The sequence below is a fragment of the Nonomuraea sp. NPDC005983 genome (assembly GCF_040614375.1).
In the GTDB taxonomy this organism is placed as follows: Bacteria; Actinomycetota; Actinomycetes; order Streptosporangiales; family Streptosporangiaceae; genus Nonomuraea.
Map to the genome: position 1 here is coordinate 16,532 of NZ_JBEXUP010000108.1, position 13,202 is coordinate 29,733.

A 13,202-nucleotide genomic window follows, 5' to 3' on the forward strand; every position below is an offset into this window, starting at 1 on the left:
ATGTGGTCCAGTCGCAACGTTCGCTCAGGTTGTCTCGCTCAAGCGGTTCCACGAGTTCTCTGAGGATCGGGCCCGGTCTTCAAGCCAGTGCAGAAGCGGGTCTCGGCCTCCTCGTGGGGCGTAGTGTGGTGCGACTTCCCGGATTGCAGCACAAAAGTCGGAGAAGTCACTAGCCGATCGGCTGGCAGTGGGTGCTCGCCAGCGCGGCAGAACGAGGACGCTGGCCAGCCCAACGGCCTCGGGATAGCCGACCGCGTTGAAGACGGCCCCTCCTTGCCGGACCCGCCAGTCCGCGCCCAGGGCGTTGCCGAAGCGCTCGTGGCGTCGTTGTGCATAGAGGGGATGCTCCAGCCAATCGATGTGGAGGACGAGGGCCTCTTCGAACGCGATCCGGATAGCGTCACGGCCGTGTAAGCGGATAAGCCGCTGATGATGTCGCTGAGCCAGGACCACTTCGGGAAGGCGGATCAAGCTGAGTTGGGGCCTGCCCTCGTTGTCGCCTGGACCTATCCAGATTTGGTGGTGAAGACAGACGTTCTGGTCATGTCGCATCCAGCAGTGGACCTGGGTGAGGACTGCCTTCTCCGCCATGCAGAGTCGGCAGGCGAGTCGTTCCTCATTGGGGCGACCGGCGATGCTGCGCCCGTGAAGTGCCAGGTCCGGGTATGTGCGGCCCGTCCTCATGTCGGGCAAGGCATAGAGGAGGGACTTCGCGGGAAGTCCGGCGAGCGTGGCGAGAACCTCTAAGGGTGGATGCCGGTGTCCTCGTCGGAGCCCAAGTGCTTCTCGAATGATGCGTTCGGGCAGGTGGTTGGCGATCGCCATGCGGCGTAGATAGGACGGAACTGTCTCATCCTGGATCGGGCGGACTCGCCGGGGAAGAGCTCGCCGCGGTGCGGCCCATGGTAGCGGTCGTTCAAGGCTCCGTCCCCCGGGGATCACCTCCATGCTCAGCCCTTTCCCCTCCGCCTTCGTGATGGGGCGGTCGATTCAGCTGCGTGGTCAAGCTCGACCTCATCCAGAATTTCGGAGGTGATGGCTTCCTGGCCGTCGACGATCGCCAGGATTGCTGCTGCTCTAATCAAGTGTGACAGGCTGCTGATGCTGCCGCCGGTGCGCTGGTGCAGGTATTTGGCGCGCTTGGCCAGGTCCCCATCCTGGTGCCGATGCAACCGCAAGGCGGCCTCCATGGCTCTGACCAGAGAGAGCCATTCGGCCTGGTAGGGGAACTTGCCAGTGCGCGTCATCACGCAGCGAGCTTCGATCTGTTTGCCGCGAATACCGGTGAACAGACCAGAAGATTCAACGTTGATACCCGCATAAATGAACGTGCAAGGGAGGTGCTCGGTGAAGTATTTCAAGTGATCCGAAAGGTCTTCGCCTTGGCTTGTTGCCAGATTGACATTATGGATCTCGTCCACGATGACTAAGTCGGTGCGAGCGTCAGTAAGCACTCGGCAGACCGCATCCGCTATGTCGATCTCATTGGCACGCTGCCCAAAGGGCGGCATGCCCAGGAACTTCGCGAACTGCGCTGCAAGCTTCTTCGGTGATCCCTTGGGAGGGGCGGTGATGTAGACCACCGGAATTCTCTCCGGATCGGCATACTGATTACGAATGCGGAGCTCGTGAGCGCGCCCAAGCTGTTTGATAGCAGTGCTTTTGCCGGTTGCCCATTCACCTGAAACGATGAGCCCGCGCCGAGCGCTGCTTTCACGCTTGTTCAGGATCGTCAACAACCGTCCTTGGCGCATGACCTGCTTGACCGTGCTGGTTTCCAGGACGATGAGCTCCGAGTGGTAGTCCATACGGAACTCGTCGTACTTCATCCGCTCGCGACCGTCCAGCGCCCTCCACTCATCGGTGGGCAGACAGCGAAAGACGAGGGGGTCGTCGTCCACGAACCTGCGCCACGCGTCCAACGTCAGCGCAGGAATACGCCGATCTTCGACGACACCTGGCTGCGGTTCAGGGCTCACCACCACTTCTCCGCCTCCTTGCGAGCATCGAAGATGGGCAAAGGCACGACCTCCGCGATCTCTTCCTCATCCTCGAAATCATCCGACGGTTCATCCACTACTCGAGGCGGTTCGGCAGGGCGCGGCCATGTGGGGTCAGCCGTTGCCTTGGTGGCGGCCGCTGCTCGTTTGCCCTGCTTCGAGGTTTTCGCAGCAGACTCCTTCGTTTCGGATGGACCCTTGCTGGCTCGGTCGAGAAGGTCTCGGACAGCATCAGCGATGGCTTCCTCGCTGACTTTGGCACCGCTTTCCACGACCTCACGCTTGGCGTGCTTCCAGGCCAACTCCCCGAAGGGTGACGGCACGCGCTTGAGATGCTTCCAGAACAAGGTGATCCAGCCGCCCTCAGGATTGTGGTGGTTGCGCACCCAAATCCGGGTGACGTCGTAGGGGTCGTGATGGACTTCCCAGCGATCCTTCTTGTCTGCCACCCCTGATGCCTGTCTGCGGAATGGGTTCAACGCCTCGTCATCGTAAGTCCGGTGATCAATCTTCACGCCATAAGCATTGATGGCCTGCCAACGAGATGGCAGCAGCTCGATGTAGTCATCCGCAGACAAAGCGACGGGAACGTAGCCCGACGTTTCGACCAGCGCCGCATAGCGCTCATTCGGCGTGAACGCGCGCCCAGGCGCGGAAGGATCGCGCAGCTTGTCGTGCGGCCGGTTCTGCCAATCAGCGACAATCCACTCATCAAGCAGAGCCTGCAATTCCACCAACGACCACAGCGGTTCCTCCTCGACCTTGCGCCCCCGATACTCCGCCGAACGCCCCAGGTAGCCGGACACGAACTGGGCGAACAGGGTCGACACCGACTCCAACGTCCGCTCAATGTGCGGCTTGTCGGTAGGCGTGTCCTGATGAGCCGGCTGAAAATCTATCCCCAGCACATGGCAGGACGTCCGGAAGTTCGCCGAGACGTAAACACTGCCCCGATCACACACGATCATCTCGGGCACGATCATCGGACGCGCCGCCGCATGCTCCAGACGTTCATCCAGCGCCAGCATCCGCCGGTGGGGGAGAACCGACCGTGCCATGGTCAGCGCCTCCACCCATCCAGGCCGCATCGCTTCCGGCGTCATCGCCTTGGCCAACAGCAACGAGGCATCCACCGACTTCGTCGTCGGCCGCAGCACCGCCGCCGGCACCGACCGAGTGGCCAGATCCACCATGCCCGTCAGCTCGACACGACCGGGAACGCCTTTGTCCAGCAGGACCATCACGTCGAACGGCGTGGAGTCAATCTGCACGAGCTCACCCGGCCGCGACGCCGTGACCTCGCTGAACATCCCCTCCGGACGGTTGGCCAACGACCTGCGCGTCCGAGCGGATCCCGTCGCGTGCGACCCCCGCGACAATCGCTCGAACAAGCGGTAGAACGTCGCCCGCGACGGCATCGCCACCACGCCGGCGCCGTACTCGTCTCGCAAGATCTGATCCACGCGCCAGCGAAACCACGTCGCTTTCCGCGTCGATTTGTCCGTTGCCTCCAGAAGCGCCTTCTTCAGCGCCTCCAGCACCCGGGGATCGGTCCGGCCCTCCGTCGGCCTGGCCCGGTCTCCTCGCCCGTCCACCAAGCCCAGCAAGCCCTCGGCCTCGTAACGCAGCCGTTTGCGCTTCACCGTCCTCGCGCTCACGCCCTCTCGCCCAAGACTGAGCAGCTCTTCCGCCTTGGCCTGCTCACGCTCACGCAAGGACCGCGTCGCCTCATACCCCGGTCGAGGCCTCGAACCTGCAGCAGCACCAGGCGGTAATCCGGTCATCACCTCCAGAACATGCGCCTCCCACCACTTGGCCTCCTGGATGACCTCATCAGGCAGCCCGCCCAGCAAGCTGGCAGCAAGAACGGGGGAGCGGACCGTCACCAGCTCGCCCTGGCCCTGCTCCACCGCACCGACACCCCGCGGCTCACGTGACACGTTCTCATCCATCCCCACGCTCCCGTCGCAGAGCTGCACCATGCTGCGCGACCCCAGCAGCTCGAGGCCAAGGTTCGCCACCGCCAGCTGGCGATCCCATAACAGGTGAAAGAGCACCGGCAAAACAGCCAGACGGTCACCAACCGTCTCAACCCCCGACATCAACGACGTCGGTTCAGTAAATACGCCCAACAGCTCATCAGCGACGTCTTCGCGCAGGCAGTGGGCCCGCCGATAGCCGGACAGCCAGCGGACATTCGCCGCCAGGACGGGGGAGGGCCCTCCCGACCTGCGAAACACCCACCCCACCTCGGCGCAGGCCTGGGCCATCGCGCCGAAAGCCTCTTCATCCTCAGGCGCGATCAAGTCATCAGGGCGAACATCGACAACCACGCCAGTGCCATCGGCCAGCCGCGCGAAATAGTCCGGCGTATGCCGCCGCTCACCCTGCGCCGCTTCCCACCGCAGCTCAAAGGGCTGCGAGGAGAACTCCACGACGTCGGGAGCGAAGTCCAACATCATGGCCACGGCCCGCTCAACCCACGATTCATAGCCAACATGCCGACGCATGGTCGCCGACCACCAAAAGCCCGTGAAGTTCTTCTGGCCCTTGAAGGAGGGAAACGCCCTCGAGGGCGCCATCCGCTCGAAGGGGACATGCCAGCACGACGAAAGGGGCTCTTGCCGCCGGACGCCCATCTCGTTCGAGAAGGTCAGCTCGAACAATGGTGAGGCGACCAGTGCAGGAACGGGCAACTCGCTCATGCCACCACCGATAGCGTCACGTAACAGCCACGTCGCGCAATGCAAGCAGAGTTTATGTCAGACGGACCAGACCAAGCGAGACAACCCACAAAGTGGGCCAGGTCCGATGAGACAATCCTCGCACTGGGCCAGATTCAGTGAGACTGCGGGGACCGCTGGGCCCGATCGGACCAGATTCAGTGAGACAAAAATGCGTTCTGGACCAGGCGTATGAGACGTGAACCAGATTCAGTGAGACAGGACAGGAGCGCCCTGGCACGCCGCCCCAATCCGGCCTACTTGACATAATGTTCATTATCGAGCAAACGCATACAGCCGGATCCAGCCACCAAAACCCGGACACGTCACAGCGGACCTACCATCTGCCCATGAGCGTCGGAATCATCGGGTTACTCATCATCGCCGCGGTCCTCCTCGTGATCGCCGCAGTCGCCGTCGTCGTCGTGGTGGCCGTCAGGGCGTCGAGCCGCGCCACGCCGATCGCGCCGCGCAACGACCTGGCCGCACGCGTCCGCTGGCTGAAGACGTCTGGACGCACCGAACAGGCCATCCACCTGGTGTGCGGCGAGACCGGAATGGACCAGATGGCGGCCACCCGGTTCGTCGAGAGCCTCTGAGGCCTTCGGCGGCCCCTGGACCGCGCGCCCGCGCGGCATGCGATCGGTTCCATGCGCGGCCTGGCGATCTCCGTCCCGGGCCTCATCGTGCTCACCGTCGTCGTCACCGCGGCGATCATCTGGCCGATCCTCATCGCGGTGCGCCCGACCCAACACCCCCCGCAACCGCCCCGCCCCCAGCCCTGACCTGGCCGGCCAGGCCCGCGCACTGAAGGCGCAGATCCAGGAAGCCGTCTTCCTGGCGCGCGGCGAGACCGGCATGAGCCACCGCGCCACCGCCCGCTTCGTGAACCGCCTCTGACGGCAAGATGTGCGATACCAGACAGAATGAGACTTCTGTCCGGTATCGCATCGGTCGTCCCAGGTGAGGCCCGTGAACGCGCCGTACGGAATCCAGCCTGTCAGCGAAACCGGATCGGCGCCCCGCTGAGCCGTACGCGCCCCGCAGTGAACTTCTTCCAGTCCGACGGCGACGGCGGCACGGTGATGCGTGACGTGATCGGGTTCGCCACGCCTCTCGGTCCTCTCGGGACCGTCGCCGAACTCCTGGTGCTGCGCCGTTACATGCCCGCGTTGATCCGAGTGCGGAACCGGCCCCTCGGCCGGGCGGTGAGCTGATCGTCCGCTCCCCCGGTGCGCCGGTGGGCGTGGCGTGCCCGGCCGGAGGGCTGGGAGCGGGCTGGGGTTTCGGTCGGGTTGCGGGTGAGGGGTTCTCCCCCGCTCCCCCACCCTTCGCAATTCGGGTAAAGCGGGCAAGTTGGGCTGGTCATCGCGGCTTTTTGTGCCGAACTGTCAACGCAGCGTGCACGTTCATGTCAGCATCAGATGGCATGGACGGGTCATATGGGACAGTCGATAACGCGTGGGAGACTAGGGGCACGCCGTGCTCCGGCGTGCCCGGCTGACCACCGCCCGTGACCCTGGCCCCCGGCACAGCGGGCCGGTCCCCCTTGTCTCCCCTCGACTGTCTCCCCTCGACGAACGATTGCCCGGAGGACGTTTCCGTTGCGTATCTTGCTGCTCTGCTCCTCGTTCAACGGTCTTACCCAGCGCGCCTGGCTGGAGCTGCGCCGCGCCGGTCACGACGTCACGGTCGAGCTGGCCGTCTCGGAGCAGGTGATGCTGGAGGCGGCCCAGCTCGCCAAGCCCGACCTGGTGATCTGCCCGTTCCTGAAGGACAAGGTGCCGGCGGCGCTGTGGCAGAACCAGCGCACGGTCATCATCCACCCGGGTCCGCCGGGCGATCGTGGCCCGTCCTCGCTGGACTGGGCGATCACGGACGCGGAGCCGGAGTGGGGGGTGACGGCGCTGCAGGCGGTCGAGGAGATGGACGCGGGCCCCATCTGGGCGTACCGGACGTTCCCGCTGCCGCCGGAGCCGCCGCGCAAGTCGTCGCTGTATAACGGGCCGGTCGCCGACGCGGCGGTGGAGCTGGTGCTGGAGGTGGCCGCCAAGGCCACCGACCCGGCGTTCACGCCGGCGCCGTTGGACTATCGCCGGCCGGAGGTGCGGGGGCGGTTGCGTCCGGCGATGCGGCACGCCGACCGGAAGTTCGCCTGGTCGGAGGCGACGGATGTGATCCTGCGGCGGGTGCGTGCGGCCGACGGGGCGCCGGGCGGGCGGACGGTGCTGGGCGATTCGCCGGTGCGGGTGTTCGACGTCTACCGGGGTCCGGTGCTGTCGGGGACGCCGGGGACGCTGGCGGCGCGGCGTGAGGGTGCGGTGCTGGTCCACACGGGCGACGGCACGGTGTGGGTGGGGCATCTGCGCCGGGACGAGCCAGACGCGATCAAGCTTCCGGCGGCGGCGGTGCTGGGTGACGAGCTGCTGGAGGGGGTGGCGGAGCGGCCCGGTTACAGCGAGATCACCTATGACCGCAGCGAGGGCGTGGGCGTGGTCAGCTTCGACTTCTACAACGGCGCGATGTCGACCGACCAGTGCCGTCGTCTGGCCTCGGCGTTGCGTTACGCGGTGGCGCAGGACACGAAGGTGCTGGTGGTGCGTGGTGGTGAGGTGTTCTCCAACGGCATTCACCTGAATGTGATCCAGGCGGCGCGTCATCCGGAGCTGGAGGCGTGGATGAACATCAACGCCATCAACCAGGTGTGCCGTGAGGTGATCCGTTGCACCGATCAGCTGGTGGTGACGTCGGTCGGCGGGAACGCGGGCGCGGGCGGGGTGATGATGGGGCTGGGCGCCGACCGGGTGCTGATGCGTGAGGGTGTGGTGTTGAACCCGCATTACCGCACGATGGGGTTGTTCGGGTCGGAGTTCTGGACGTATGTGCTGCCGCGCAGGGTGGGTGCGTCGGTGGCCAGGCAGCTGACGCAGGCGGCGTTGCCGGTGGGTGCGGCGCAGGCGCTGGAGATGGGGCTGGCCGACGGGGTGCTGCCGGGGGCGCGGCTGGAGTTCGAGCGGTCGGTGTTGGAGTACGCTGAGCGGCTGGCGGTCTCGTCCGACTACGGTGCTTTGCTGGCGGCCAAGCGGGAGCGGCGTGAGGCCGATGAGCGGCGCAAGCCTCTGGACGCCTACCGGGTGGAGGAGCTGGCGGAGATGAGCCGCGACATGTTCGACGACCGTAGCGGTTTCAGGGCGGCGCGGGAGGCGTTCGTGTTGAAGCGGAAGGCGGCTGCCACGCCGGAGCATCTGGCGGCGCATCGGGAGCTGTCCGGCGCGTCAACCTGGGGCTAGTGATGGCGAATCTCATATGTGAGATATGTTGTCGCTGTGACGGATGATTATCTTGTGCGGATCGGCCGGCTGATCCGCGACGCCCGCCAGCATCGCGGGTGGACTCAGCTGCAGCTGGCCGATGCGCTGGCCACGAGCCAGAGCGCTGTGAACCGCATCGAGCGGGGCAATCAGAACATCAGTCTTGAGATGATCGCCCGGATCGGTGAGGCGCTCGACAGCGAGATCGTCTCGCTCGGTTACGCCGGGCCGATGCACCTGCGGGTGGTCGGCGGGCGTCGCCTGTCGGGCAGCATCGAGGTGAAGACGTCCAAGAACGCGTGTGTGGCCCTGCTGTGCGCGTCGTTGCTGAACTCGGGCCGTACGATCTTGCGCAAGGTGGCGCGGATCGAGGAGGTGTACCGGATCCTGGAGGTGCTGGCCTCGATCGGGGTGCGGGCCCGGTGGATCAACGAGGGCAGCGACCTGGAGATCGTCCCTCCGGCCCGGCTGGAGCTGGAGGCGATGGACACCGAGGCTGCACGCCGGACCAGGAGCGTGATCATGTTCCTGGGGCCGCTGATGCACCGCACCGAGCAGTTCCGCATCCCATACGCGGGCGGCTGTGATCTGGGCACGCGGACGGTTCAGCCGCACATGTCGGCGTTGAAGCACTTCGGCCTGGACATCACGGCGACGGGCGGCTTCTACCACGCGCAGGTGGATCGCGGGGTGTCGCCGTCGCGGGCGATCGTGCTGACCGAGCGGGGCGACACGGTGACGGAGAACGCGCTGCTGGCGGCGGCGCGGCATGACGGGGTGACGGTGATCCGCAACGCCTCGTCCAACTACATGGTCCAGGACCTGTGCTTCTTCCTGGAGGAGCTCGGGGTGCGGGTGGAGGGTGTGGGCACGACCACGCTGACCGTGCACGGGGTGGCCTCCATCGAGCGGGACGTCGACTACTCGCCGTCGGAGGACCCGGTCGAGGCGATGAGCCTGCTGGCGGCGGCCGTGGTGACCTCCTCGGAGCTGACGATCTGCCGGGTGCCGGTGGAGTTCCTGGAGATCGAGCTGGCGGTGCTGGAGGAGATGGGCCTCGACCATGACAGGGGGGCGGAGTATCCGGCGGCCAACGGGCGGACCAGGCTGGTGGATCTGACGGTGCGGCCCTCGAAGCTGGTCTCCCCCATCGACAAGATCCATCCGATGCCGTTCCCGGGGCTGAACATCGACAATGTGCCGTTCTTCGCGGCGATCGCGGCTTCGGCGCAGGGGTCGACGCTGATTCACGACTGGGTGTACGACAACCGGGCGATCTATCTGACGGAGCTGACGCGGCTGGGGGCGTCGGTGAAGCTGCTGGACCCGCATCGAGTGCTGGTGGAGGGTCCGACGCGGTGGCGTTCGGCGGAGATGATGTGCCCGCCGGCGTTGCGTCCGGCGGTGGTGGTGCTGCTGGCGATGATGGCGGCGGAGGGCACGTCGGTGCTGCGGAACGTGTACGTGATCAACCGCGGTTATGAGGATCTGGCGGAGCGGTTGAACGCGCTGGGGGCGCGGATCGAGACCTTCCGCGACATCTGACCCTGCCCCGGGGGGGGCTTCGTGCGGGTGCGGGTTTTGTCGGTGCGGGCCGCTACGGTCTCCTCGTTGGATCTTCCAGGGAGGGGTGACGGTGCGGCCTGCGGAGCTCGAGCGGGTGTCGGTGGCGGAGGCGGCTGACCGGTATGTGGAGTTGGTGCGCGCCAAGACGCTGACGGGGGCGCTGTCGCAGGCCACCGCCGAGGTGTACGCGCGTGATGTGGCGACGCTGGTGGAGCTGGCCGGCGAGCAGACCGTCCTCGACGACCTGACCGGTGAAGACGTCGATGCGCTGCTGCTGGCCTTCGCCCGCAGGCCCGACGGGCGGCGCAGCGACGGCGGGCGGCGGCAGAGCCCGTCGTCGCAGGCGCGTTTTCGCCGGTCGATCTCGGCGCTGTTCAAGCATGCGACGCTGGCGGGCTGGGTGCAGGTCAATCCGATGACGCTGGCGACAGTGACGGCCAGGGAGCGCGGCGGGCTGCGTCCTGAACGGCGGGCGCTGACGCGCGAGCAGGCGCAGGGTCTCATCGGCGCGGCCCGTTCGCTCGGCCAGACGTCGGCTGAGCCGGGCCGGCGGCGTGACCAGCAGACGGGCCTGCGTGACGCGGTGATCGTGCTGCTGCTGTCGACGCTGGGGCCGCGGGTGTCGGAGCTGGTGCGGGCCAACGTCGAGGATTTCTACACCAACGACGGCGTCCGCTACTGGCGGATCTTCGGCAAGGGTGGCCGTACCCGCGACGTGCCGCTCCCCCGTGACGTCGCCGAGGTGCTGGACGACTATCTGGAGCGGGGGCGCGCCGCCAGCGCGGACAAGGCGTTGCTGCTGTCGTGGCGGGGGCGGCGGCTGGCGCGTGGCGACGTCCAGGCTGTGATCGACCGCGTGCTGGCCAAGGTGGAGTCGGGGCAGCGCCGTTCGGTGACTCCGCACGGGTTGCGGCACACGACGGCCACGCATCTGCTGGCCGACGCCGTCGACATGGACGCGGTGCGCCGGGTGCTGGGCCACAGCGACCTGTCGACGCTGGGCCGCTACCGTGACGAGTTGCCAGGCGAGCTGGAGGTGGCGATGCGCGCGCATCCGCTGCTGCGCGAGCCTAGGCAGCCTCCCCAGTGAGCGGGGCCGTTTCCAGCGTGCGTTGCGGCCTGCCGCTTCGGGCTTCTCGCAGGCTCGCGGCGGCCTTGCCGAAGGGCGCGTCTCTTGGACGTGGCTGCTTCGGGTCGTCTACGTGGGGACGGCTGGGCTGAGGCGCAGGGCGAGCTGGTCGAGGGAGACGCCGAGGACGTCGCCCAGGGCGGCGATGGTGAAGAAGGCGGGTGTGGCGATGCGGCCGGTCTCGATCTTGCGGAGCGTTTCGGCGGACATGCCGGCGGCGGCGGCGACCTCGGTGATGCTGCGCTCGCCTCGGGCCTGGCGGAGCATCAGGCCGAGCTCCTCGCCGCGGAGCCGCTCTTCGGGGGTCAGCGGTGGTCGCACCATGCCGAAATTCTATACCCAAATAGAAATACGGTATAGTTATCGTCCATGGTGGAGATCAAGACGCCGGCCGAACTCGACGCCATGCGCGAAGCGGGCCGGATCGTGGCACGAGCCCTGCAGGCAACCGTCAAACACGCCGCAGTAGGCGTCCGGCTCGACGAACTGGACGAGATCGCGGCCACCGTCATCGACGACGCCGGCGCCACACCGGCCTTCCTCAACTATCACCCGCACTTCGCCCCCACCCCCTACCCGGCCGTCCTGTGCATCTCCGTCAACGACGTCATCGTGCACGGCATCCCCGACCGCTACCGCCTCGAAGACGGCGACCTCGTCAGCGTCGACTGCGGCGCCTACCTTGACGGCTGGGCAGGCGACTCGGCCGTCAGCTTCACCGTCGGCCTGCCCAGACCCGCCGACCTCGCCCTCATCGACGCCACCGAACGCGCCCTGCGCGCCGGCATCGCCGCCGCCACACCCGGCAACCGCATGGGCGACATCGGCCACGCCATCGCCGCCGTCGCCCAGGAAGGCGGCTACGGCACCAACATCGACTTCGGCGGGCACGGCATCGGACGCCGCATGCACGAAGACCCCCACGTGCCCAACCACGGCCGACCCGGACGCGGCCTCGTCCTGCGCGAAGGACTCGTCCTGGCCATCGAACCCATGTTCGTCGCCGGCGGCGACAGCGACTACCGCACCGCCGCCGACGGCTGGGCCCTGCACACCCTCGACGGCAGCCGCGCCGCCCACGCCGAGCACACCGTGGCCATCACCGCCGACGGCCCCCGCATCCTCACCACCGAGTAAGCGTCCGCCCTGCCCGAAGACCGTCGCCACAGGACGACTCGGGCCGCGGGGCCGAGCACAGGATCTCGACCGCCCCCCTCCTGCGCCCCTGGGAGCCGAACAGTCACCACAGGGCGCGGCATCCCAGCGCGATTTGCCAGAGCGGCAACACGATTCGCGGCGGCCTCACCGCCCGGCGGAACATGAACGCGAAATCGACTGCTCTGGAGGATAGATGTCGCACCCCGCTCCGAACATGGAGATCACACACCGTCTGGTCTTCTCCACCGCCGGCCGCATCCACCTGGTGGAGCAGGGCTCCGGGCCGCTGGTGCTGCTGGTGCACGGATTCCCCGAGTCCTGGTACTCCTGGCGCCATCAACTGCCCGCACTGGCCGCCGCCGGGTACCGGGCCGTCGCCCTCGACGTCCGCGGCTACGGCCGCTCCTCCAAGCCCCAGGACGTGGCCGCCTACCGGATGCTCGACCTCGTCGCGGACAACGTCGCCGTCGTGCACGCCCTGGGCGAGCAGACGGCGGTGATCGTGGGCCACGACTGGGGCGCCACCATCGCCGCCAACTCCGCACTCCTCAGGCCCGACGTCTTCCGAGCGGTCGGCCTGCTGAGCGTCCCCTACGCCCCGCGCGGCGGGCCGCGCCCCAGCGAGATCTTCGCGCGCATGGGCGGGCAGGAGGAGTTCTACGTCAGCTACTTCCAGGAGCCCGGCCGGGCCGAGGCCGAGATCGAACCGGACGTGCGCGGGTGGCTCGCCGGCTTCTACGCCGCCCTGTCCGCTGACACCATGCCACCCGCCGACGCCCCGGACCCGCACTTCGCCTCCCCCGGCGCGACGCTGCGCGACCGGTTCCCCTCCGGCCGGCTGCCCGCCTGGCTCAGCGAGGACGACCTCGACGTCTACGCCGCAGAGTTCGAACGCACCGGCATGAGCGGCGCGCTCAACCGCTACCGGAACATGGACCGCGACTGGGAGGACCTCGCCGGCTTCGACGGCGCCCCCATCACCCAGCCGTCCCTGTTCATCGGCGGCGCGCTGGACGCCTCCACCACCTGGATGGCCGACGCCATCCGCGCATACCCCGCCACCCTGCCCGGCCTGGTCTCCTCCCACCTTCTGGACGGCTGCGGCCACTGGATCCAGCAGGAGCGCCGCCAGGAGGTCAACGAGATCCTGACCGGCTGGCTCGCCGGCCTGCCCGCCTGAACCCCGCCCAGGCAACCCGCCCCCCTGCTGCGCCGGGCGCGAGCGGACCGGCGGCCTCGGGACGGCAGGCCGGCGAGCCAGCCGGTCAGGATCTCGGTGACCTCCTGGCGGCGCTCCTGCTGGATCCAGTGGCCG

At 67.4% G+C, this 13,202-nt stretch carries 12 protein-coding genes; 8 read left to right on the plus strand and 4 right to left on the minus strand.

Translation table 11 applies throughout. The features are described 5' to 3' along the window. Nucleotides 1-24: 24 nt before the first annotated feature. From ABZ297_RS34430 to ABZ297_RS34440, 3 genes are read right to left on the minus strand one after another with little or no spacing between them, the layout of a single operon-like run. Nucleotides 25-948: a TniQ family protein gene (locus ABZ297_RS34430; protein WP_355355258.1), complete on the minus strand. Its 924-nt coding sequence runs from the start codon at nt 946-948 to the stop codon at nt 25-27. A gap of 2 nt (nt 949-950) precedes the next feature. Next, nucleotides 951-1,985: an ATP-binding protein gene (locus ABZ297_RS34435; RefSeq protein ID WP_355355261.1), complete on the minus strand. Its 1,035-nt coding sequence runs from the start codon at nt 1,983-1,985 to the stop codon at nt 951-953. Further along, the gene (locus tag ABZ297_RS34440; protein ID WP_355355264.1) at nt 1,976-4,705 is read right to left on the minus strand and encodes a TnsA-like heteromeric transposase endonuclease subunit; all 2,730 of its coding nucleotides are present in this window, start codon (nt 4,703-4,705) and stop codon (nt 1,976-1,978) included. Before ABZ297_RS34440 ends, ABZ297_RS34435 begins: the two co-directional genes overlap by 10 nt. Before the next feature lie 368 nt (nt 4,706-5,073). On the opposite strand from ABZ297_RS34440, the gene ABZ297_RS34445 reads away from it, so the two are divergent. From ABZ297_RS34445 to ABZ297_RS34470, 6 genes are all read left to right on the plus strand, one after another. Next, nucleotides 5,074-5,322, plus strand: a complete 249-nt coding sequence (locus tag ABZ297_RS34445; RefSeq protein ID WP_355355267.1) for a hypothetical protein — start codon at nt 5,074-5,076, stop codon at nt 5,320-5,322. 51 nt (nt 5,323-5,373) lie between these two features. Continuing rightward, a complete protein-coding gene (locus tag ABZ297_RS34450; RefSeq protein WP_355355270.1) occupies nt 5,374-5,508 on the plus strand; it encodes a hypothetical protein in 135 nt (44 codons plus the stop codon). 261 nt (nt 5,509-5,769) lie between these two features. After that, entirely contained in the window at nt 5,770-5,940 is a 171-nt protein-coding gene (locus tag ABZ297_RS34455) for a hypothetical protein (RefSeq protein WP_355355273.1), read from the plus strand. Nucleotides 5,941-6,327: 387 nt separating this feature from the next. Next, nucleotides 6,328-8,013: an enoyl-CoA hydratase-related protein gene (locus ABZ297_RS34460; RefSeq protein ID WP_355355275.1), complete on the plus strand. Its 1,686-nt coding sequence runs from the start codon at nt 6,328-6,330 to the stop codon at nt 8,011-8,013. Nucleotides 8,014-8,049: 36 nt separating this feature from the next. After that, the gene (locus ABZ297_RS34465) at nt 8,050-9,579 is read left to right on the plus strand and encodes a UDP-N-acetylglucosamine 1-carboxyvinyltransferase (protein WP_355355278.1); all 1,530 of its coding nucleotides are present in this window, start codon (nt 8,050-8,052) and stop codon (nt 9,577-9,579) included. Between the two features lie 91 nt (nt 9,580-9,670). After that, the gene (locus ABZ297_RS34470) at nt 9,671-10,690 is read left to right on the plus strand and encodes a tyrosine-type recombinase/integrase (RefSeq protein WP_355355281.1); all 1,020 of its coding nucleotides are present in this window, start codon (nt 9,671-9,673) and stop codon (nt 10,688-10,690) included. A 108-nt stretch (nt 10,691-10,798) separates the two neighbouring features. Here ABZ297_RS34470 and ABZ297_RS34475 read toward each other — a convergent pair whose 3' ends face one another. Then, nucleotides 10,799-11,053 carry a helix-turn-helix transcriptional regulator gene (locus ABZ297_RS34475; RefSeq protein ID WP_355355284.1) on the minus strand — a complete coding sequence of 85 codons (255 nt, stop codon included), beginning with the start codon at nt 11,051-11,053 and terminating at the stop codon, nt 10,799-10,801. Between the two features lie 45 nt (nt 11,054-11,098). On the opposite strand from ABZ297_RS34475, the gene map reads away from it, so the two are divergent. Beyond that, on the plus strand, nt 11,099-11,866 hold the full coding sequence (map, locus tag ABZ297_RS34480) for a type I methionyl aminopeptidase (protein WP_355355287.1): 768 nt from the start codon (nt 11,099-11,101) through the stop codon (nt 11,864-11,866). Between the two features lie 214 nt (nt 11,867-12,080). Continuing rightward, nucleotides 12,081-13,067, plus strand: coding sequence for an alpha/beta hydrolase (locus tag ABZ297_RS34485; protein WP_355355290.1), 987 nt, complete (start codon nt 12,081-12,083; stop codon nt 13,065-13,067). Nucleotides 13,068-13,202 lie beyond the last annotated feature (135 nt).